The sequence below is a fragment of the Pseudomonadota bacterium genome (genome assembly GCA_027624955.1).
Lineage (GTDB): Bacteria > Pseudomonadota > Alphaproteobacteria > UBA828 > UBA828 > PTKB01.
This window is the reverse complement of the sequence record JAQBTG010000026.1, coordinates 32,801-53,528: the sequence shown is the minus strand read 5'-3', so window position 1 is coordinate 53,528 and position 20,728 is coordinate 32,801. Positions and strand designations below refer to the sequence as shown.

Below are 20,728 nucleotides of genomic sequence, written 5' to 3'. Positions count from 1 at the left end.
GTCAGAAGAAGAATGGGTGCGAGGAGAGTAGTGAGTGATTTCATCATCCCCCTCATCTTTCCAATGCGCGATAGACGCTTGCCTGCGAAGGTTACGTAGGCGGCTAAAATCTAGACGTTAGTTACATAACAGTCACGCCAATTGTCGGTGACAGAAATGCAGCACGCGCCAATATGGCTAAGCTATGGGTTCAATTCCTGGGGTCGCCACTCATGAACGCCAACAACTGAGGCCACCGACCTTCCAGATATTGATCAAAGCTCTCCTTGCTTATCCGCCTTGGTCTGCGCCCACGGTAGTCCAGTTGGCCACTTTCCATCATTTGATAGACGCGCCTCTCGGTCACATCCAACAATTTGGCCACCTCGGCAGCACGCATAAATTCAGACATTTCCAAGAACCCGCTTGATGTATGGCAGTGTCTCTAGGGCAGCCTTAGGATTTAACTCCACGAATCGATCCAATGGTCTTTCATCTTTCGCGACCCTATCTGCTCTGGCCGGACCGGCGTTATAGGCAACCAGCGCCAAGTCAGCATCACCATGATAACGGTGGAGCATCGCAGACAAATATTCTGACCCGAGGCGGCGGTTGATTTCAGGATTCTTCAACTGAGCCACCACTTCATCATCAGTTCCTTCCAACCCAATCACGCCAAAGCCGGGGTCGCGGGCAGTACTTGGCAGAATCTGGAGCAAGCCAACGGCGCCGGCCTCACTCACAGCGTTGGGATCACCGCCGCTTTCGGCAGCAATTACAGCATTAATAAATTCGTCTGATGCATGCCATCTGCCTGTTTCGTCAGCTACCGCCGCCCGCTCCCTTCGCTCCTCCGCTATTTGTGCTTCTGCTAAGAGTTCGGTGGGCGTCATCACAGGCTCTGCGGGGCCAACATCGGCAGTGATTTCTTCCGGCGGTGCCGGTGGCTCAGTTGCTGCGAGTGCTTTCAACTCGTTGTGGAGTTTTTCCAACTCGACCAGGCCAACATCCCTCGCCTTTACCCTGGGTGCCCCGTTGCGCAGACCAAGACCCTCGATAGCTTTGTTCGAAAAAATATATTCACCATCATCAAGCCACACGGGTATAAGGTTTTCTCCATTAACAGCTGCAAACCCTTGGTCCACACCATTTCCCGGAGCTACGATCACATTTCCTGACCGTCGCGCCCGCAGACCACCAGGCTTCATTCGTCCGGCAGCAGCGTCATCACCGAATGTTGCAGCAACACCATCCGCCATCCGTATTAGGTTAGGATTGTCTGTCTCAGCGACCATTTCCCTCAGAGAGGCACGGACATCTTCGATCTTCATTCCGGCAGTATCCACCTCAACGCCATCTACGGCTGCCTCAGCCAAGAGCCTTATTCGCCGGCGCTCTATCACTCGCCTTAATTCCTCAGCTTCCTTCTCGCTTATCGCTGTACCCAGCATCTGTTCTAGCAGTCGTAATGCCGGTGCGATCCCTTCATCCCGCTGGATTAATCGTTTGATAGTTGCTTCCACTTCGCCGGTCTTCATTTGCTGCCCTCCTAAATCACACTAAATATATGTGAATTATAGAGGTGCAATGCCAGCGATGGAAATTTCTTCACAAGGAAAAAAGTTGCTCAAACACTGGGAGTTCAATCTATACATAGATGGAATAGCGCGATGGATTTTTCCGCTCCCCCCCCCTTCAGCTTCGGACCAATCCCGTACCAAATTTTCAAGAAAACAACTCTTTTAATGCATTGACCGGGAATCCCGAAAGGGCGAGAATTACCACAGTAAGCAACGGTTTTGATGAGTCAGGGCGCTTAGCTCAGTGGGAGAGCACCGTCTTCACACGGCGGGGGTCACTGGTTCAAATCCAGTAGCGCCCACCACTTATTTCAAGGACTTAGGTGGAAACCCGAAAAAGATTATTGAGCCAAGTGGTTCATTAATCGCGCGTGTTATTCGCGCCCCTGCCCAAAGCTGTCCGCATCCTTTGACAGGAATTTGAGCTCTCCCGCAGTGTCGATCCTGCCCAGCACCTGATTGCGGTGGGGAAAACGGCCGAAGCGGGCAACGATATTCCGGTGGCGGGTCCAGCCTTCAATGGCGCGTTGAATATAGGGTTGCCACACTTGCTCTGATGTCTGCTCCAGTTCATGCAGCAGGGCTAAGCCTCTATCCTGTTGTTGGACGTCCTCGGCATGGTGAAATGGATGGTAGAGCCAAATCCGCGCGACAGGGTGAAGCTCATGATCCATTTCCTGTTCGATGGCTTTTTCGACAATCCTATAAGCAGAAGAATCGCCGATATAGGCGTCCGGCGTATGGCGATAGAGATTACGGGTGAATTGATCAAGCACGATCACAAGAACCAACGCGCCGGTCGCCGTCCTCTCCCAGTCGCTGAGCCCACCTGCGCAAGCAAGGGGTAGGTGCTCGCCAAACCGGACGCGAATCTCTTCGTCGACCGCCGCGCCGGCGCGGTACCACCAATCCAACCGCGCGAGTGCGGCCTCGGGTCCCTCAAGGCTTGGCCCAAGCCAAAACGCAACGATTTCGGAGGCTAATTCGCTAGTCAACGACGATACCGGACATGATCCATTTTCCGCCTAGCGGCTGCCGCCAATCGGAGAGAACGCCGCCGGAATCAGAATTTTGCTTTCCTGCGACGCGATCATGGGGACAACCATTTGGATGTATGTGCGCCAGCCAGAATCCTCAAACAATTTTTTGCGTCTGATGGCCCGATCATCGAGAGACTCATAGCCCCACATATGTACGATCTGGTTGAGCGGCCCGATATCGGTGAAGAAATAACCAACCAAATTGCCGAGAATCGGGCGCTGTATCTCCAGCCCTTCTTTTTCGTAGGTATCCAAATATTTCAGATGCTGACCTGGATGCAGGGTGTAGGTGCGCTGTTCAACAATCATAATTCTTCTCCCATGTTAAAGATGCTGTGCCGCTTCACGATTTCTGGCACCAAAATTGGTACATGCCGGCGAAGGTGTCGGGATTTTCCAGTTCGAATTCATGCCACAGCGATAGCGAGGCCGGCGCGCCACGGTCGGGATGCAATTGCTTGAACCGGCCGAGGGTTCTGCGGTTATCAAACTCGAATCCGAGGAAGATGAGTTCAAGCGACTCCAGCGTCGTCGCGATCTCCAGCAGGGTAAAGCGCTGCTCCTGGACGTGGAATAGCAGATCACGGCATTGGCTAAGGCTGAAAAATTCCTCGCCGTGGCAGATCTTCGCCATCTCAGCGTTGCCGGTTGCCGCCAGCGATATGATGTCTTGGCGGCAGCGGCGGATGTCCTCTGGCGATGTCGAATAGCCCTTCTCGGCAATCAGCGAACGCCCGGCAATGAGATGTTTGCGCGCGGTCTCGCTGTAGAGGCCAATTTTCATCACACCGCCGGGGCGCAACAGATCGGCCAAAACGTGCCAGCCGGCCAGCGGGTCGCCGAGATGGTGCAGCACGCCAGCACATCCGATGACATCGAATTGTCGCCCGAGCGCGCCCAATTGCAAGATGTCGCCTTGGGCATATTCGATATTCGTGAACCCGAGCTCCGCGGTCTTTCTTTTGGCGTAGGACAGGCTATTCAGGCTCAGATCCAGCGCCAGCACTTCCGCGTTCGCGAACCGCGAGGTCATATAGAGCGTATGCTGGCCGGTGCCGCAGCCAGCCATGAGAATTTCCGGGCGCTCTGCGAAGCTGTCCTCTGTCACATCGAAGAACAGCGGAGAGCCGCGCAACACCTCGCCAGGGCTGGCGTTTTTATGTGCCAGGCCGGCTTTGATCCAACGCGGGTAGGGGTTTTCCTCATATTGCTGGCGCACCGCCTGGGAGATCGAATCCTCAATGGCGGTAATGCGGGGAATTTGCATGCCGAGAGCGCGCTCTTCTGACGGCTCGGTTATTTGCCGTCGGAGAACGCTCTTTATCTCGCTGTCCCATTCGCTGTCACTGAGCTGTTGCGCCCAGGGGAACTCATAGAGAGGCCGGTACGCGGCCAGAGCGATAACCAAAGATGGCGGCACGGCTTGCCGGCTCTCGAGCAGCCCAGCGATCCGTTGTTGCACCTGTTCGATAGACGCTTGCTCTTCTTCCGTTTCCGGGAAGATATACTCGTTGGTGAAGCAATTATGCGCCAGCGCCGCCGTAAATGGAGCGACCCGGTTCGCCATATGTGGTCCGGTTATTTCGCGCAGCATCAGGCGACGAAGATGGGTCAGCAATCGCTCTATCTCAAGGTCCACGATCGGGCTGAGTTTCAGAATCTGCAGAAACAGCGGTATGCCCGAAAGCTGCTCGGCAATATCGCCATAGGCTTCGCCAGTGATTTGCGCTTCTGCGCCAACAACCGCCACAATCCGTGCAAAATCCGGATGATGGCGAACTGCTTCGATGACGGATCGGGCCAGGTAGGACGGCGGCAGTTTGGGCCGTTGCAACAGCCGCGACAGATCCTGATACAAATTCTCATCGACAGACGAAATCGAAACAGACCTCAAAGACGCGGCAAAATTGGCTGCGAATAAATCATTCTCGGGTTCGAGCGCGACAGCCTGGCGGTAGCGGGTGATCGCCTCTTCGAGATTGCCATGGTCCTGCAGCGCGTTACCGAGATTGTTATGTGCCTCGGCAAGATCGGGTTGGAGTTCAAGCGCCTTGCGGTAACTCGCCATTGCCTCGTCCACCCGGCCGAGGCTCTGTAGGGACGCTCCGAGATTACTGTAAATTCTGGCATAGCCGGGCTGGAAATCGAGCGCCCTGCGGTAGCTGGTGACGGCCTCCTCGGGATTGCCCATTTCCTGAAGCACTAGGCCAAGATTGGCGTGCGCCTCGGCGTATTTTGGCATGATGGCGAGCGCCTTATGGTAGCTGGCCATGGCCTCGCCGAGCTCGCCAAGGTCACGCAGTGCAAGGCCTAGATTGTTGTGTGCGGCGGCGTAATTCGGCTTGAGAGCGAGTGCTGCCTGAAAACTTGCGACCGCCTCTTTCGGCCGCTGCAAATTCTGAAGCGCATTGCCAATATTGTTATGCGCTTCGGGATAATCGGGCTTGAGAGCGAGCGCCTTGCGGTAACTGGCTATGGCCTCGTCTAGCCTACCGAGCGCCGTCAACGCGAGGGCGTGGTTAAAATGCGCCGCCGTCATATCGGGCCTGAGGTCGAGCGCCTTGGCGATGAGATCGGCGGCGGCTTCGTTTCTGCCTAATCGGTGGGTTATCACGCCGAGCAGATGCAGCGTAACCGGATGATCGGGATCTTTTCGTAGGATTTTTTCGCAGACGCGTTCTGCTTCGGACAGTCGCCCGGCGTTAAAGTGCTGAACGGCGAGGTCGACGGTTGGCGTTTGTTGCTGCCCAGACATGTTCTACCCTAACGGACCATGGCTTGATGGCCTCGGTCTTCCTGGCGCCGTTATCCGTGATTTATTTCGCGCCAGACGCCGACTATCGCGGCACTATCTTGTTTCTCGAAGCCGTGGCTCCGAGCGCCAGTCTATATACGGCAGGGATCGCTAGTTCAAATCCGCCGGTGCCTTCCATTTTTCACAAATTTTCAATTGTTATAACTTTTTTTTAATGTGAAATAAAATTTTCACATGACAAATAGTTTTTAACTGTTATATACAATGATCACGAGCAAGTTTTTCGTGACCACATATTTTTAACGGCTATCGCCTAGAAAACGGGAACGAAGAGGAAACGGGCGGAAAATGCGGTATTATCCGGCATTCTTCGATATCCAGGGGAAACCCTGCTTGGTGGTTGGCGGCGGCGCTACGGCATTGGCCAAAGTCAACTTGTTGTGCCGTGCCGGCGCAGCCGTGACCGTGATAGCGCCGCGCTTCGACGCGGATCTCAAGGCTCTCGGCGAGAGCGGAGATGTGACGCTATTGCTGCGCGAGTTCCGCGCTGAAGACGTCACCGGCTGTGCCCTTGTCCATGCTGCAAGCGGCGTGGCCGAGCCAGACCAGGCAGTCGCCTGCGCCGCCAAGGCGCGGAATATCCCGGTGAATGTGGTCGACCGCGCGGCCCTTTCGAGCTTCGTCATGCCCGCTATCGTCGATCGTGGCCCCTTGGTGGTCGCCATTTCCTCGGGCGGCGCCTCGCCGGTGCTAGCCCGCCGCATACGGGCTGAAATCGAAACGCTGCTGCCGCACGGCCTCGGCCGCCTCGCCCATTTCGCCCACTCTTTCCGCTCAGCGGTGCGGGCGACGTTCAAAGATTTCGACACCCGGCTGCGCTTTTGGGAAAATTTCTTCGATGGGCCGCTGGCCGAATCCGTTCTCGCCGGCAACGAACATCAAGCGCGAAGCGACATGCTGGCGTTGGTAAACCGCGCCCAGCTGCCGCCAACCGGCGGGATGCAGGACATCGCGGTTGACCCCGCCCAGGCCGATTTACTGACGCTCCGCGATGTCCGGCACATCGCCCGCGCCGATGTAATTGTTCATGACGCCGCTATCGGTAACGCCATTCTCGATCATGCCCGGCGCGATGCGGTTCGCGTCTCGGCGCGCGACAATACGGAACAAACCAGAAATCTGACGGCGGCAGAGCTTCGCGCCGGCAAGCGGGTCGTACGCCTAGTGGCGCGAACGCAAGAGCAACATGCCGATGTCGGCGCATTTTAAAAGGAACAGAATAATGAAACTGGATATCGTCAGCGCCAACCGCCTCACCGATGGCCGCGTGGTCTATCTCACCCGCGACGACGGCTGGTCGGAAAGCATCATCGACGGCCGTACGGCGGCGTCCACCGAAGAAGGCGCCGCGCTGCTCGCCGATGCAGAGCGTGCCGTGGCGGCCGGAATTATCGTCTCGCCCTATCTCGTCTCGATGGCCGATGACGGCGGCGCTTTCGCACCGCTACATTTTCGCGAGCGCATCCGCTTGTTTGGCCCGAGACATAGCCGCGCGGCGGGCCAGCCAGCGGGCCGGGTGGCATAAGCATGTATCGCTACGATGAATTCGACCATGCCTTCGTGCATCAACGCGTGGCACAATTCCGCGATCAGGTGGCACGCCGCCTTACCGGAGAATTGAGCGAGGATGAATTCAAGCCGCTGCGGCTGATGAACGGGCTCTATTTGCAGCTTCATGCCTATATGCTGCGCGTCGCCATTCCCTACGGCACGCTGTCGTCGCACCAGATGCGCCGCCTCGCACATATCGCACGGCGCTACGACAAGGGTTTCGGCCACATCACCACGCGCCAGAACATCCAATATAATTGGATCCAGCTCACCGAGGTGCCCGACCTGCTGGCCGAGCTGGCGGAGGTCGAGATGCACGCCATCCAGACCAGCGGAAATTGCATCCGCAACGTCACCGCCGATCATTTTGCCGGCGCCGCAGCGGACGAAATTGAAGATCCGCGCGTGTGGTGCGAGATCATCCGCCAATGGTCCACGTTGCATCCCGAATTCTCCTTCCTGCCGCGCAAGTTTAAGATCGCGGTCAGCGGTGCGGCGACAGATCGGGCGGCGCTTCGCGTCCACGATATCGGCCTTCAGCTTTGCCGCAACGATGCCGGTGAAGTTGGCTTTGAGGTGATGGTGGGCGGCGGCCAAGGGCGCACGCCGATGCTTGCCAAAACCATCCGCGAATTCCTGCCCAAGGCGGAACTGCTGTCCTATTTGGAGAGCATTCTGCGCGTCTACAATCTATTGGGCCGGCGCGATAATATCTACAAAGCGCGGATCAAGATTCTCGTGCATGAAATTGGCGCCGAATCGTTGGCCAAAATGGTCGAGGCCGAGTGGCGCCAGCTGCGCGAGGGATTTACTGACCTTCCGCACGAGGAAGTGGCGCGCATTGGCCGCTATTTCGCTCCGCCACCCTTCGATCCCGCGGCTGGCAGCGACACCGGCCTGGATGCGGCGCGCCGTGCGAACAGCGCGTTCGATCACTGGCTGGAGCAGAATGTCGACGCCCATAAGCAGCCGGGCTATGCCATCGCCACCATTTCGCTCAAGCCTGAGGGCGGGGTGCCCGGCGATATCAACGCCGAACAGATGGACGCGGTGGCCGATCTCGCCGAGCGCTTCAGCTGCGACGAAATGCGCGCGACGCATCAGCAGAATCTCGTGTTGCCGCATGTGCGCAAGCGCGATCTTTATGCGCTTTGGCAGGGCTTGAAGGCGCATGGCCTGGCCACCGCCAACCGCGGTCTGATCAGCGATATCATCGCCTGCCCGGGCATGGATTATTGCAGCCTCGCCACGGCGCGCTCGATCCCGGTTGCCCAGGCGATCAGCACACGCTTTCAGGATTTGGCGCGGCAAAAGGATATCGGCGATCTTCGGCTCAATATTTCGGGCTGCATCAACGCCTGCGGCCATCACCATGTCGGCCATATCGGTATTCTCGGGCTGGAGAAGAAGGGCGTGGAGAATTACCAAATTACCCTCGGCGGGCGGGCCGACGGCAAAGCCGCGATCGGCGCAATCGTCGGGCCGGCCTTTTCAGCTGACGATATCGTCGGCGCGGTAGAAACGGTGGTCGATACTTATCTCGATCTGCGCCAAACCGGCGAGCTGTTTATCGATGCCTATGCCCGCCTAGGCCGCGAACCGTTCAAGGAGCGTCTTTATGCCGCTCATTAAGAATGGCGCAATCGCCGAGGACCGCTGGCAGTTCGCGGCTGACGACGCGCCGCTGCCCGGGCACGGGCCCGTGGCCGTATCGCTGGCCCGCTGGCAGCGCGAGAAAGCGGCGTTGCAAGCACGCAGCGAACCGCTCGGCCTGCTGGTGCAGAGCGGCGAGCCGGTCGAAGGCATCTTTCCGGACCTCAAGGAATTCGGGTTGATCGCGCTCGATTTTCCGACCTTTCGTGACGGGCGGCCTTACAGCGCCGCGCGACTGCTGCGCGAGCGCTACGGCTTTGCTGGGGAACTCCGCGCCGTGGGCGATGTATCGCGCGATCAATTCCTGTTCATGCATCGCTGCGGTTTCAACGCGTTCCAGGTGACAAACGCCGGCGCAGTGGAAGCTTGGCTGCGCGCGGTTTCAGAAATTTCGATCTGGTACCAACCGACGAGCGACCCGCGTGGTGTGCTGAGCGCACTCCGGCATCGCCGCGCGGCGGCGGAATAGGAATTCGGCATGAGCGGATTTGTTGAACTACAGCGACCCGACGCGGCGCGGCTTTCCAGCGCAGCAGCGCGCGCCGAAGTGCTGCGCGAGCGCTACGGCGAGCTTGAAAGCGAAGCGCTGCTCCGCGTTATGCTGGAATGGGAATATCACGGGCGCATCGCCCTGGTTTCTTCGTTCGGCACCGAGGCGGCAATCCTGCTTGATATGGTGGCGCGCATCGACCCCGCCACGCCGGTAATTTTTATCGATACCGGCAAGCTATTTCACCACACCCTCACCTACCGCGACATATTGGTGCGCCGCCTTGGCCTGACAGACGTGCGCAGCATCGAGCCGATCCGCTTCGATCTCGCCGGACATGATCCGGACGGCGCGCTGTGGCAAAGCAATCCCAATCTGTGCTGCTATTTGCGCAAAGTCTTGCCGCTCGAACGCGCGCTTGGCGACTTCGATGCTTGGATCACCGGGCGCAAGCGCGATCACGGCGGCGAACGTGGCGGGCTGCAAACCATCGAGGCCGTCGATGGCCGCATCCGCTTCAATCCGCTGGCCCAGTGGAGCCGTGAGAATATCAATGATACTTTCCGCGAACGCGGCCTGCCGCGCCACCCGCTGAATGAGGAAGGCTATGCCTCAATCGGTTGCGTGCCCTGCACCGAACCGTCCGAAGCCAACGCGGACGCCCGCGCCGGGCGCTGGCGCGGCAGCGCTAAAAGCGAATGCGGCATCCATCACTCGCGCTGGTCGTAGGCCACTGGCTCGGTACCGCCCGTCGCCAATTTGTGCTATGCCTGTAGAAATGCATGGAGGTTACAATTATGACTCCGCCCAAGCAGCGCCTGACATAGATTCGACAAACGAATTTATTGCTCGGCTTCGAGCCGGGCGGTGAGCTTCCAAGCCACCCGTTACACAACCCCGCCTTCTGTAAGGCGGGGTTGTTGATTCTGGGCTGTGGCTAACTTGCCAATAGGTCGTTGAGGGCGTCGTTCTGGAACTTAACGTCGTCGGCGTTGAGCGCACTCGACGCAAAATGCCCATAGATCGATTCGAACACGCGCAGCTCGGCGTTTGGCATCTTGCTCACTTCATATTCATTGTCTTCCGGCGGGAAATAGAGATCGGTCCGCCCGGGCATGACGATCGCCTTGGCCTTGATGGCGCCGAGCGCCTTATCGAAATCGCCGCCGAATAGCTCATTGTTGCTGATATCGGCATATTGCCAGGTCCACAGCAGGGCGAGCAGATTGTTGGCGTCCTTATGGATAAAGAAACCTTCCCAAAACGCGATGAGAAAATCCTCAAGCGATGAAAATCCGAGCTTGAGATCCTCTTCGACGCGGTAGAATGCCTGCGAGAAACCCCAGCCGGCATAGACCCGCGCCATAGCGCGCAGGCCAGTGGTCGGCGGTGAATCGTACCAGCCATGCTGCCAGGCGCCATCCGCCGTCAGCGCCGCCTTGACCCCTTCGAGGAAGACGAAGTTATGGCGCGAGCATTTGGCCGCGCCGCAGGTCGGCGCAATGCGCTCCACCATGTCGGGATAAAGGCAGCCCCATTGGTAGGTTTGCGCCGCGCCCATCGACCAGCCGGTCACCAATTTGATTTTTTCAATGCCGAAGGTTTCGGTCACCATGCGATGTTGCAGGCGGACATTGTCGTACATCGTGCAATTGGGAAACCGCGCTTTGTCATAGGGCGCCGGCGTGTTGCTCGGCGAAGATGATAGGCCGTTGCCCAGCAGATTGGGAACGATGATGAAGTATTTTTCCGGATTGAGCGCCATGTCTGGGCCGATCGACCACTCGACATCATTGTGATTGCCGGAATACCAGGTCGGCTGAATGATGACATTGTCCTTGGCCGCGTTCAGGCTGCCATAGGTCTTGTAGGCCAATTTGGCGCCGCGCAATGTGGCGCCGCTTTGCAGGCGCACCTGATCCGCTTCGAAAACTTCATAATCGCTCATCTGCCGCTCCCCTTTCAGTCCGCCGCACGATTTGCCGCGCGTTCAAACGTCATGTTGAAGGAGGGTGTCCGTTGTTTCAACGCCTGAGGGCTCGCCTCGGAAGCGGGACTGACGATGATCACCCGCGCCGCCACCGTAGGAATAATTGAATACGGGAATCTGCCGGTGGCTTTCGTACCCTTCACCGGAAGCAATCGTTGACAGGCGCGGGCCCGGTCGAAACACTTGATTTCGCCGTCACAGCTCTCCCGGAAGCAAAAATGCCGCCCGAAATTCGCCACAGCGCCTGCCCGCATGACTGCCCTTCCACCTGTGCGCTGGAAGTAGAGAAGCTCGACGATTTCACCATCGGACGTATCCGCGGCGCGCGCGACAACAGCTATACCGCCGGCGTCATTTGCGCCAAGGTCGCGCGCTATGCCGAGCGTCTGCACCATCCCGGCCGCCTGTTGCAGCCCTTACAGCGCACCGGCATCAAGGGCGACGGCGAATTCCGCCCGATATCGTGGGAAGCGGCGCTCGACGAGGTGGGAGATGCGTTGTTGCGCGCCGAGCAACGCCATGGCGCAGAAACGGTGTGGCCGTATTATTTTGCCGGCACCATGGGACTTTTGATGCGCGACGGCATTAACCGTTTGCGCAACGCCAAGGGCTATTCGCTGTTCCACACCACCATCTGCGTCAACATGGCGTGGCTCGGCTTTGAAGCTGGCGCCGGCAAGCTGCAAGGCGTCGATCCACGCGAAATGGCAGAATCGGACCTGGTGATCATATGGGGCACCAATGCCGCGGCGACGCAGGTCAACGTCATGCACCATGCCATCCAGGCACGCAAAAAACGCGGCGCGAAGATCGTCGTTATCGACCCCTATCTCAATGCGACCGCGCGCCAGGCAGATATGCATCTTTGCGTTCGCCCCGGCACTGACGGCGCGCTTGCCTGTGCGGTGATGCATGTGCTGTTCCGCGATGGGTATGCGGACTGGGATTATATGGAGCGCTATGCCGACGCGCCGCATGAGTTGGAAGCGCATTTGAAAACCCGTGACCCCGCATGGGCGGCGGCAATCACCGGGCTTTCAGTGGAGGAGATCGAGACCTTCGCCAAAATGGTCGGGACGACGAAACGCACCTATTTCCGCCTCGGCTTCGGTTTTACGCGCAGCCGAAATGGGCCGGTCAACATGCACGCAGCGTTGTCGATCGCCACGGTCACAGGTGCCTGGCAATATGAGGGCGGCGGCGCTTTTAAGAATAATGAAGGCATCTATCCATGGGATAAAACGCTGATAGAAGGGCTGGATCTCAAAGACCCCTCGGTTCGCATGCTCGATCAATCGCGGATCGGCGCAATCTTGCTAGGCGACAAACGCGATCTCGGCGACGGCCCGCCAGTAACCGCGCTCTTGATCCAGAACACCAACCCGATGATGGTGGCGCCTGACCTCAACAAGGTCCATGCCGGTTTCGCGCGCGAGGATTTGTTTACCTGCGTGCATGAGCAATTGCTCACCGACACCGCCAAGATGGCCGATATCGTTCTGCCGGCAACGGCGTTTTTAGAACATGCCGATCTTTATCAGGGCGGCGGGCACCCGCATGTTCAGCTCGGGCCGAAGATCGTCGAGCCGCCGGGCGAGGCGCGCGACAACCATTATGTCATTTGCGAAATCGCCAAGCGCCTGGGCGCTGAGCACCCGGGCTTCGCGATGACGGGTGACGAGGTTTTGACGGAAACACTGCGTGTCTCAGGCTTCCCCGACTTGGCGACGCTTGAAGACATGCGCTGGATCGATTGCCGGCCCAAATATGAAGAGGCGCATTATCAGAACGGCTTTGCCCATGCCGACGGCAAGTTCCACTTTCGTCCCAACTGGGCGGAATTTGCCCCCATCGCCGGGACCACGGCGGGGTGCGCCCATGGCAAGGCTGACGCCACGGGGATGCCGGAATTTCCCGATCATTGGGCGGTGATCGAAGAAACCAGCAACGAGCTACCGTTCCGACTGGTCACTGCACCGGCGCGCAATTTTCTCAATTCGTCTTTTACCGAGACGCCGACCTCGCGGCAGCGCGAGCGCCGACCGAGTGTGATGCTGCACCCAAAAGACGCCAAAAAACTCGGCATCCAAGACGGTCAACGCGTGCGCCTCGCCAACGAGCGCGGCGAAGTTATCCTCGCCGCCGAGCTATTTTCAGGCCTACAGCGCGGCGTGTTGGTGGTCGAGAGTATTTGGCCGAACGACGCCTTCGAGGGCGGCATCGGCATCAATGCGCTGACCGGCGCCGATCCGGTCAAGCCGATCGGCGGCGCGGCATTTCACGACAATGCGGTGAGCCTCGCCCCTGCCCCTGCCATCGCCAACGCCACCGCCAAATGAGCGAAGCGACACCGGCGGCGCCAGCCCGCCATATCGGGCCGTTTGCGCTGTTCATACTTCTCCTTGCAGGGCTGATCTACAGCCTGCTGTTTCCTATGAACCGGATCGCCACGGAAAATGGTGTGCCACCGCTCGGCTACGTCGTGTGGGTATCGCTCGGCGGCGGCGTGCTGATGCTGATTGCCTGTGTTTTGACCGGAAAATTACCGCGCCTCGGACGCCGCCATGTAGTGACTTATGTCGTCGGTGGCGCGCTTAGCATCGCGGCGCCAATGACGCTGCTCGCCCTCGCCGCACCGCGCCTGCCCTCGAGCGTTATCACCATGATCGTCGTTCTGGCGCCGATCCTTAGTTTCGTCTTTGCCTTGCCGGTCAAGCTTGAGCGCTTTCGCTGGCTTGGCCTGGTCGGGCTGCTCTGTGCCCTGGCTGGCGTGTTGCTGATTCTGGTGCCCGAGGCGAGCCTGCCGGAGCCCGGCATGGTGGGCTGGGTTCTCCTTACCCTGCTCGTCCCGGTGGTCTTCGCGCTGTTCAATATCTTTATCGACCTCTACGCGCCGCCGCAGGAAGGCGGGCTGCAACTCGGCACCGGCATTTTGCTAGCGGCCGGATTGATGATGCTGCCGATCACCGCCATCGTCGGCGGATTTCATATCTTCCCGGGGCCGAGCGCCGAAGGTGATCTCGCCGTCCTCTACGCCACCCTGATCAACGCTGTACGCTGGTGGCTGATGTTCATTATCATCCGCATGGCGGGCGCGATATTCGTCTCACAAACCGCCTACATCATCGTTCTCGGCGGTTTCGGTTGGCAGGCGCTATTTTTCGGTGGCGAGGTGAGCGGCTATATCTGGGCCGCAGCCGGGCTGCTCCTCCTCGGCCTCGCCGTCAACACGCTCTCGAAGATGCGCCAGCAACGCTTGGCGCGGCCGCGCTACAGGAACTCGATATAGCTCTTGCGTTCGGTCTCGGGCACGGTGCGACGGAAGGCATTATATTCGAAGCGTTTGACGACGCTGAAGTTGCGGCAAAATTCCTCGCCGAGCGCTTCTTTTACCCAGGACGAGGCGTCAAAGGCGTCGAGCGCATCGCCCCAATCATCGGGCAGGCGCGGGACATCCTGCGCGTCGAGATCGCCACTGGCCGCGGCCCCGGGGTCAGTGCCTTTCTCAATCCCGTCCAGCCCGGCCGCGAGATAGGCGGCCATCCCCAAATGGACTTGAATATCGCCGCCGCAAACGCGCAGCTCGGCGCGCGTTGATTCAGCCGCCTCGTTAAGCACGCGCACCGCCGCGGTGCGATTGTCGACCGCCCAGACGAGGGAAATTGGCGCAAAATTCGCCGGCACCAGCCGACGGTAGGAATTTGAATTGGGGAAAAAGATCGCGGTCAGCTCGGGCATATGGGCGAGCACGCCGCCGATGAAATGGCGGAGGGTATCGCTGATACGATCGGGCGCATCGGGCGCCGCGAAAACGTTCTTGCCGTCTTTATCGGTCAGCGACAGATGCATATGGCAGGAGTTTCCAGTGGCGCCGTCGAACGGCTTGGCCATGAAAGTGATGCGCCGGTCGATATTCATCGCCGCCTCTTTAAGCGTGGCGCGGAACAAATGCCCGTCATCGGCCATCCGGCGGATTTCCCGGTAACGCATGGTCATTTCATACTGTCCGGGGCCGTACTCGTAATGGCTGTTTTCCAACTGGCCATGCGCCGAAGCGGCTTCGAGAAGGGCCAATTCCTCGGCCAAGAATTTCGTGCGCTTTTGCATCGAATAGCATTGCAGGCCGTCATCGATCAGCTCGTGATTCTCATCGAGCAGGTAAAACTCAAACTCCGGCGCGGCATGGGCGGTAAAGCCCATATCTGCCGCACGCTTGGCCACCCGCTCGAGAACATTGCGCGGACAGCCTTCCACCACTGAGCCGTTCGGCCATACGATGGGGCCCATCACCAGCGCCGCGCCGCCCTCATGGCGCAGCAGGCGGAGCGTTGAAAGATCCGGTTTGACGATGAAATCGCCATAGCCGATGGATTCGGCGTAATCCGTGCCCGGCACCACATCTGCGTTCATGGAGAAAGCGAATACGCTGGCGCAAAAGGCCACGCCGTGATGCATGGCGTGTTCGAATTGCCCCAAAGAGACCGCCTTGCCGCGCGCGATACCGCCAAAATCAGAGTACTCGACCCGAATGCGCTCGACACCATGGCCGCGCAGCCAGGTCATGACCTCGTCCTCGCCGCCGCTGAATAGAATCGGCCATTCTTCTCCCGCTGACATGGTTCAGCCTTTCCGGTTTGTTTTTTTCGGTCAGCAGAAGATAGCGTAACCGGCCGCGATGCGTCGAGCCCGCGTTGTCGCGGGCCGTGGCGGCGGATAGGGTGTCGCGCCGCAGCAAATGGCGCGCGCGATGGCGGAAGGATACCCGAATTGACGACTAATGAACGGCTCCCGCTGCGCATGGAAACGCGGGTCGGCGCCCTTTCGCTAACGCTTATGTTAGCCGGCGGAATCGTCGGGCCACTGCGCTTCGTGTTCAACAAGTTCGCGGTCGATGGCGGTGTGCCACCGTTTGCCTTCGCGTTTTGGCCGATGCTGTTCGCCGGAATTCTATTGCTCCTGGTGGCAATTTTACGGGGCGAGACGCCAAGCCTGAAATTCGCCTATCTCCGCGCCTATTTGACGATCGGAATATTTGTCATGGGCGCGCCGATGGCGGTGCTCACATTTCTCGCCGATAAATTGCCGCAAGGATTGATCAGCATGGTGGTCATCCTGGCACCAACGCTCACCTATCTGTTTGCCATCCTGTTTGGCGTTGACCGTCTGAAGCTGCTCAGCGTTGTCGGCCTGGCGGTCGGCATCGGCGGCATTTTGTTGATCGTGCTGCCCGATGTGAGCCTGCCGGAGCGTGACATGGTGTGGTGGCTATTGCTTGCCCTGCTGGCGCCGGTGCTGCTCGGGCTCGGTAATGTTTTGACCGTATTGGTGCGCCCGCCGATGATGCCGCCAACGGTGCTCGCCGCCGGTATGTTGTTGACCGCCGCGGTCATGCTCCTCCTGCTCATGGCGGCAACCGGGCAGTTTTATTTGTTGGACAGCGCGACGCCGGGAGTGAACTGGAATTTCCTCTACGCCACCTTGCTAAATTCGGTTTTCTATATCGCCTTCCTTGAGATCATCCGCATCTCCGGCCCGGTGTTCTTTTCGCAAATGAATTATTTATCTGTCGCCGCTGGCTTCGGTTGGGGCATGGTTCTATTCGGTGAACGGTATAGCCTTTATGTATGGGGCGGCACAGCGCTGATGGCGATGAGCGTGCTGTTGCTCACCTTGGGCGCGCGGGCTGGCACACGAGCACAAAAATGAAGGCACCGCAGTCGGATTTCGATGAGTGCATGATCCTGGCGATCAAGAACATCGCTTAGACAGAGCTTCTGGAGGCCCGCGCAAACACGGAGCCTCTCGCGACCGGCGCAAACACTGTAGGAATGTAAGAATGTACGAGTAGGATATTGTATTGGCCTTTTACGACGCTGAGGAAGCACAGGAAGCATTGCGATGAAGCCCGCACAATTTTTGTACCGTGACCCCGTGACGGTCGCGGAGGCGTTGAACCTTCTCGCCGAGCATGGCGAAGACGCCCGGCTTCTCGCGGGCGGCCAGAGCCTTGTGCCGATGCTGAATTTCCGCCTGGTGCAGCCGGCTGTGATTATTGACCTCAATGGAATTGAGGAGCTTGGTAATATCCAGGTTACAGGCGATTGGTTTAAGATCGGTTCCATGGCGCGTCAGGCGGCTGTGGAGAGCCATCGAGAAATCATACGGGGCTGGCCACTATTGGTCGACGCCTTGCGCCACGTCGCGCATCCGCCAATCCGCAATCGCGGAACCATCGGCGGCAGTCTTGCTCATAACGATTCTGCGGCGGAGCTACCCGCGGTCATGATCGCGCTCGGAGCTCGCATGATCCTACAGAGCGCAACGGCACAACGGACCGTACCGGCGGAAAGTTTTTTTGTCAGCCCGCTGGAAACGGCATTGGCGCCGGACGAGCTGCTGGTCGCGATTGAGGCGCCGGTGCCGGACTCATCCGCCGGATGGGGCTTCGCGGAGATTTCCCGCCGGCATGGCGATTTCGCACTGGCGGCGGCGGCAGTGCAACTGATACCAGGAGACACAGCGCGCGCACCCGGTGCGCGCATCGTTGTCACTGGGGTAGCGGAGCGCCCGCTGCGTGTAAGCGAGGCAGAAAATATTCTGTGCGAAGGCGCGTGGAGCGCAGCCCGGGATAAGGCCATCCGTGCCGCGGTGGAAACGGCGGTCGAGCCCTTTGAGGACCTTCATGCCCCGGGATGGTATCGCCAGCAGGTCGCGGGCGTGATGGCGGCGCGGGCGTGCCAAGACGCTCTGATGAGAGGCGCCGATTTTGCAGCACAGCGTGGTAAGAAGCCAGGAGCCGTCGCATGAACGGGGAGCGCCGCACGGTCCGTACGATCATCAATGGTGAGCCTTTCGAGCGCGAGATCGAAGTGCGCCTCCTCGCGTCGGACTTTATCCGCCACGAAGCTGGGCTGACCGGAACCCATGTGGGATGCGAGCATGGTGTTTGCGGCGCCTGCACGATACTTCTGGATGGCGCGCCGGTGCGCTCGTGCCTTCTGCTTGCGGTACAGCTTTCCAGCCATAATGTGGAAACGGTCGAGGGACTGGGGAGCGCGCAAAGTCTGCATCCGTTGCAGCAAAGTTTTTGGGAGAAGCACGGGCTTCAATGCGGCTACTGTACGCCTGGCATTCTCATGACCATGAAAGCTTTTCTGGCAGAAAACCCTAACCCGAGCACCGCCGAAATCCGTACCGTTTTGGCGGGTCATCTGTGTCGCTGTACCGGCTACCAACAGATCGTCGAGTCTGTTGTGGAAGCAGCCGAGCGGATGGCGCAACTCCCGGACGGGAAGACGTAGCGCCATGGCAACACGGTTTGTCGGGGAGCGCATAAAGCGGCGCGAAGACCTGAGCCTGCTCACCGGGCGGGCTACCTTCATCGATGACATTGTGCTCCCGAGGATGGTGCACGGAGCGGTGCTCAGAAGCCCGCACGCCAGCGCCCGCATTCACTCGATTCAAACGGCGGCCGCGCTAGCGCTGGCGGGCGTGCATGCGGTACTAACATCTGAGCAACTCGGCGACGCCAATAGTGACATGCCTCTGCTGAATGACGACCCGGGCTTTATCTATCCGCGGACACACCGGGCGTTGGCCGCTGGAGAGGTGCGCTTCGTGGGTGAAGCGGTGGCATTCGTGGTCGCTGACTCACGCTACGTCTGCGAAGACGCGCTGGCCTTAATTGAGGTGGAGTACGAAGTGCGCGAGCCTGCGGTGGATGTGATCGCCGCCGCCGCCACGGGCGCGCCGCTTGTTCACGACGATACCGAGTCCAATATCGCCTGCCGCACGGTGAATGAGAGCGGCAATACGGCCCGCGCGTTTGAAGACGCGGAAGTGATCATCCGAGAGGTGTTGCGACCGGAACGCGGCGCCGCCCAGCCGATCGAAACGCGCGGTGTGGTCGCCGATTATGAGACAAAAACGGGGCGATTAACGGTCTGGGACACGACCCAAGTGCCGGTCGGCGCGCGCACCGTGCTGGCGGAAAAACTGGCCATGCCGGAAGCCGATATAACCGTAATCGCCCCGGATGTTGGCGGTGGGTTCGGCGTGAAGATCATGCTGGTTTACCCTGAGGAACTTCTGGTTCCCTTCGCCGCGCGCATGCTCGGGCGACCGGTGAAATGGATCGAGGACCGTCAGGAGCATTTCCTGGGTTCCAACCACGAGCGCCTGATGGTGCATGAGGTGACCCTCGCGGCGACTCGTGATGGCCGCCTGCTCGGCCTCAGCGATACCTTTTACTACGACTCAGGCGCTTATTGCCCCTATGGCCCGATCAACGCGATCTGTTGTCAGGGTATCTTGCCCGGGCCTTACAAGATTCCGAATCTGCGCACAGAATATCTCGCCGTCTATACCAACACGCCGATCGTCAGCCCCTATCGTGGCGCCGGCCAGCCCCACGGCGCATTCGTCATGGAAACCATGATGAACCGTCTGGCGGGCGAGCTGGAGATGGACCCCGTGGAGGTACGCCGCCGTAATCTGGTGAGCCCGGCGGATTGCCCCTATGACGCCGGTACCGTCTTTCAGAACGACACGCCACTCATCCACCAGGATTGCGATTATCCGGCCGAACTGGAAAAGCTCCTTGAGGCGCTCGATTATGATGCTGTGCTCCGGACGCTGCCCGGACTTAGGGACGTAGGGGTTTATCGCGGCATCGCCGTCGCGTTCTATGTGGAGGGCACCGGTATCGCGCCCTATGAGGGTGTGGAAGTGCGCGTGGAACCTACCGGATTCGTGCATGTCGCTACGGGATATCCCGCACAAGGGCAAGGCCATCATACCGCGCTGGCGCAAGTAGTCGCTGAAGCGCTCACGGTGGATCTTGAACAGGTGAGAGTGCAAAGCGGACGCACCGACGCCTTCGCCTGGGGCGTCGGCACCTTGTCGAGCCGTTCCGCGGTAATTGGCGGCACCGCAGCGGTACTGGCCTCCGCGCGGGTACGAAAGAAGGCGCTGGAACTGGCGGCCACCCAGCTGGAAGCGGCGGTTGACGATCTGGACCTTGTCTCCGGTTGCGTGCAAGTGAAAGGGGTACCCGGGCATTCGATTACCCTCGGCGAGCTCGCGGCGCAGTCAAACCCGATCAATTCCCTGGAGCCGGGCGTCGAGCCCGGCTTGCGGGCCACCGAATATCACCGACCCGAAGGTGCGGAATTTTCTAGCGGTATTCATGGTGCGATTGTAGATGTTGATATCGAGACAGGCGTTCCCACCATCCAGAAATATGTTGTCGTCCATGATTGCGGGAATATGATCAACCCCGCCATCGTCGAGGGGCAGGTTTTGGGCGGTACCGCGCAAGGCATCGGCGGTGCATTCTACGAAAAACTGGTTTTCAACGATCAGGGCCAGTTGCTGACGACGACGTTTATGGACTATCTCTTGCCGACCGCCATGGAAATTCCCGAAATTGAAATTCATCATTTGGACCGGCCTTCGACCCGCAATCCGCTCGGCGTCAAAGGTGTAGGAGAGGGCGGCGCCATCGGCGCACCCGCGGTATGTGCTGCGGCCGTGGAAGCGGCGCTGCAGCCGTTCGGGGCCCGCTGTAATGCCGTTCCGCTCAGTCCAAGCGATATTCTCGCAATGATCAACAATGCAAAGATAGGCTGA

Annotated in this window: 17 protein-coding genes and 1 tRNA gene; 12 read left to right on the top strand and 6 right to left on the bottom strand. The window is 59.1% G+C overall.

Going from position 1 to position 20,728, the window contains the following annotated elements; translation table 11 throughout:
- Positions 1-383: 383 nt before the first annotated feature.
- The gene (locus O3A94_11340) at positions 384-1,517 is read right to left on the bottom strand and encodes a lytic transglycosylase domain-containing protein (protein MDA1356845.1); all 1,134 of its coding nucleotides are present in this window, start codon (positions 1,515-1,517) and stop codon (positions 384-386) included.
- A 272-nt stretch (positions 1,518-1,789) separates the two neighbouring features.
- Between O3A94_11340 and O3A94_11335 the strand changes: the two genes are divergently transcribed.
- Positions 1,790-1,864: transfer RNA gene (locus tag O3A94_11335), tRNA-Val, on the top strand.
- Between the two features lie 69 nt (positions 1,865-1,933).
- On the opposite strand, the gene O3A94_11330 is transcribed toward O3A94_11335, so the two are convergent.
- From O3A94_11330 to O3A94_11320, 3 genes are read right to left on the bottom strand one after another with little or no spacing between them, the layout of a single operon-like run.
- Entirely contained in the window at positions 1,934-2,554 is a 621-nt protein-coding gene (locus tag O3A94_11330; GenBank protein ID MDA1356844.1) for a DUF924 domain-containing protein, read from the bottom strand.
- Positions 2,555-2,584: 30 nt separating this feature from the next.
- Positions 2,585-2,908 (bottom strand): NIPSNAP family protein, encoded by a 324-nt coding sequence (locus O3A94_11325; protein MDA1356843.1) that lies wholly within the window; start codon positions 2,906-2,908, stop codon positions 2,585-2,587.
- Between the two features lie 34 nt (positions 2,909-2,942).
- Positions 2,943-5,354, bottom strand: coding sequence for a tetratricopeptide repeat protein (locus O3A94_11320; GenBank protein ID MDA1356842.1), 2,412 nt, complete (start codon positions 5,352-5,354; stop codon positions 2,943-2,945).
- A 348-nt stretch (positions 5,355-5,702) separates the two neighbouring features.
- On the opposite strand from O3A94_11320, the gene O3A94_11315 reads away from it, so the two are divergent.
- Genes O3A94_11315 through O3A94_11295 form a run of 5 tightly spaced genes read left to right on the top strand, consistent with a single transcriptional unit; the run spans position 5,703 to position 9,837 of the window.
- The gene (locus O3A94_11315) at positions 5,703-6,623 is read left to right on the top strand and encodes a hypothetical protein (GenBank protein ID MDA1356841.1); all 921 of its coding nucleotides are present in this window, start codon (positions 5,703-5,705) and stop codon (positions 6,621-6,623) included.
- A gap of 13 nt (positions 6,624-6,636) precedes the next feature.
- Complete coding sequence (locus tag O3A94_11310) at positions 6,637-6,939, top strand: DUF2849 domain-containing protein (GenBank protein MDA1356840.1); 303 nt, start codon at positions 6,637-6,639, stop codon at positions 6,937-6,939.
- Between the two features lie 2 nt (positions 6,940-6,941).
- The gene (locus tag O3A94_11305; GenBank protein MDA1356839.1) at positions 6,942-8,597 is read left to right on the top strand and encodes a nitrite/sulfite reductase; all 1,656 of its coding nucleotides are present in this window, start codon (positions 6,942-6,944) and stop codon (positions 8,595-8,597) included.
- Positions 8,584-9,087 carry a DUF934 domain-containing protein gene (locus O3A94_11300; protein ID MDA1356838.1) on the top strand — a complete coding sequence of 168 codons (504 nt, stop codon included), beginning with the start codon at positions 8,584-8,586 and terminating at the stop codon, positions 9,085-9,087. The genes O3A94_11305 and O3A94_11300 overlap by 14 nt, the downstream gene beginning before the upstream one ends.
- 9 nt (positions 9,088-9,096) lie before the next feature.
- On the top strand, positions 9,097-9,837 hold the full coding sequence (locus O3A94_11295; GenBank protein MDA1356837.1) for a phosphoadenylyl-sulfate reductase: 741 nt from the start codon (positions 9,097-9,099) through the stop codon (positions 9,835-9,837).
- Between the two features lie 208 nt (positions 9,838-10,045).
- Here O3A94_11295 and O3A94_11290 read toward each other — a convergent pair whose 3' ends face one another.
- Positions 10,046-11,056, bottom strand: coding sequence for an alpha/beta fold hydrolase (locus tag O3A94_11290; GenBank protein ID MDA1356836.1), 1,011 nt, complete (start codon positions 11,054-11,056; stop codon positions 10,046-10,048).
- Positions 11,057-11,316: 260 nt separating this feature from the next.
- On the opposite strand from O3A94_11290, the gene O3A94_11285 reads away from it, so the two are divergent.
- The gene (locus tag O3A94_11285) at positions 11,317-13,437 is read left to right on the top strand and encodes a molybdopterin oxidoreductase family protein (GenBank protein ID MDA1356835.1); all 2,121 of its coding nucleotides are present in this window, start codon (positions 11,317-11,319) and stop codon (positions 13,435-13,437) included.
- Entirely contained in the window at positions 13,434-14,387 is a 954-nt protein-coding gene (locus tag O3A94_11280; GenBank protein MDA1356834.1) for a DMT family transporter, read from the top strand. The genes O3A94_11285 and O3A94_11280 overlap by 4 nt, the downstream gene beginning before the upstream one ends.
- Here O3A94_11280 and O3A94_11275 read toward each other — a convergent pair.
- Positions 14,369-15,715: a glutamine synthetase family protein gene (locus tag O3A94_11275; protein ID MDA1356833.1), complete on the bottom strand. Its 1,347-nt coding sequence runs from the start codon at positions 15,713-15,715 to the stop codon at positions 14,369-14,371. The genes O3A94_11280 and O3A94_11275 overlap by 19 nt on opposite strands.
- A 150-nt stretch (positions 15,716-15,865) precedes the next feature.
- Here O3A94_11275 and O3A94_11270 point away from each other — a divergent pair, with 150 nt between their 5' ends.
- From O3A94_11270 to O3A94_11255, 4 genes are all read left to right on the top strand, one after another.
- Positions 15,866-16,804, top strand: a complete 939-nt coding sequence (locus tag O3A94_11270) for a DMT family transporter (GenBank protein MDA1356832.1) — start codon at positions 15,866-15,868, stop codon at positions 16,802-16,804.
- Between the two features lie 192 nt (positions 16,805-16,996).
- Positions 16,997-17,905 (top strand): xanthine dehydrogenase family protein subunit M, encoded by a 909-nt coding sequence (locus tag O3A94_11265; protein MDA1356831.1) that lies wholly within the window; start codon positions 16,997-16,999, stop codon positions 17,903-17,905.
- A complete protein-coding gene (locus O3A94_11260; protein MDA1356830.1) occupies positions 17,902-18,399 on the top strand; it encodes a (2Fe-2S)-binding protein in 498 nt (165 codons plus the stop codon). Before O3A94_11265 ends, O3A94_11260 begins: the two co-directional genes overlap by 4 nt.
- A gap of 4 nt (positions 18,400-18,403) precedes the next feature.
- Positions 18,404-20,728 carry a xanthine dehydrogenase family protein molybdopterin-binding subunit gene (locus tag O3A94_11255; GenBank protein MDA1356829.1) on the top strand — a complete coding sequence of 775 codons (2,325 nt, stop codon included), beginning with the start codon at positions 18,404-18,406 and terminating at the stop codon, positions 20,726-20,728.

Excerpts from the sequence above, each read along its gene's own strand:
- O3A94_11340 (MDA1356845.1), bottom strand. The coding sequence starts at position 1,517 with ATGAAGACCGGCGAAGTGGAAGCAACTATCAAACGATTAATCCAGCGG.
- O3A94_11325 (MDA1356843.1), bottom strand. The coding sequence starts at position 2,908 with ATGATTGTTGAACAGCGCACCTACACCCTGCATCCAGGTCAGCATCTG.
- O3A94_11320 (MDA1356842.1), bottom strand. The coding sequence starts at position 5,354 with ATGTCTGGGCAGCAACAAACGCCAACCGTCGACCTCGCCGTTCAGCAC.
- O3A94_11315 (MDA1356841.1), top strand. The coding sequence starts at position 5,703 with ATGCGGTATTATCCGGCATTCTTCGATATCCAGGGGAAACCCTGCTTG.
- O3A94_11310 (MDA1356840.1), top strand. The coding sequence starts at position 6,637 with ATGAAACTGGATATCGTCAGCGCCAACCGCCTCACCGATGGCCGCGTG.
- O3A94_11305 (MDA1356839.1), top strand. The coding sequence starts at position 6,942 with ATGTATCGCTACGATGAATTCGACCATGCCTTCGTGCATCAACGCGTG.
- O3A94_11300 (MDA1356838.1), top strand. The coding sequence starts at position 8,584 with ATGCCGCTCATTAAGAATGGCGCAATCGCCGAGGACCGCTGGCAGTTC.
- O3A94_11295 (MDA1356837.1), top strand. The coding sequence starts at position 9,097 with ATGAGCGGATTTGTTGAACTACAGCGACCCGACGCGGCGCGGCTTTCC.
- O3A94_11290 (MDA1356836.1), bottom strand. The coding sequence starts at position 11,056 with ATGAGCGATTATGAAGTTTTCGAAGCGGATCAGGTGCGCCTGCAAAGC.
- O3A94_11285 (MDA1356835.1), top strand. The coding sequence starts at position 11,317 with ATGCCGCCCGAAATTCGCCACAGCGCCTGCCCGCATGACTGCCCTTCC.
- O3A94_11280 (MDA1356834.1), top strand. The coding sequence starts at position 13,434 with ATGAGCGAAGCGACACCGGCGGCGCCAGCCCGCCATATCGGGCCGTTT.
- O3A94_11275 (MDA1356833.1), bottom strand. The coding sequence starts at position 15,715 with ATGTCAGCGGGAGAAGAATGGCCGATTCTATTCAGCGGCGGCGAGGAC.
- O3A94_11265 (MDA1356831.1), top strand. The coding sequence starts at position 16,997 with ATGAAGCCCGCACAATTTTTGTACCGTGACCCCGTGACGGTCGCGGAG.
- O3A94_11260 (MDA1356830.1), top strand. The coding sequence starts at position 17,902 with ATGAACGGGGAGCGCCGCACGGTCCGTACGATCATCAATGGTGAGCCT.
- O3A94_11255 (MDA1356829.1), top strand. The coding sequence starts at position 18,404 with ATGGCAACACGGTTTGTCGGGGAGCGCATAAAGCGGCGCGAAGACCTG.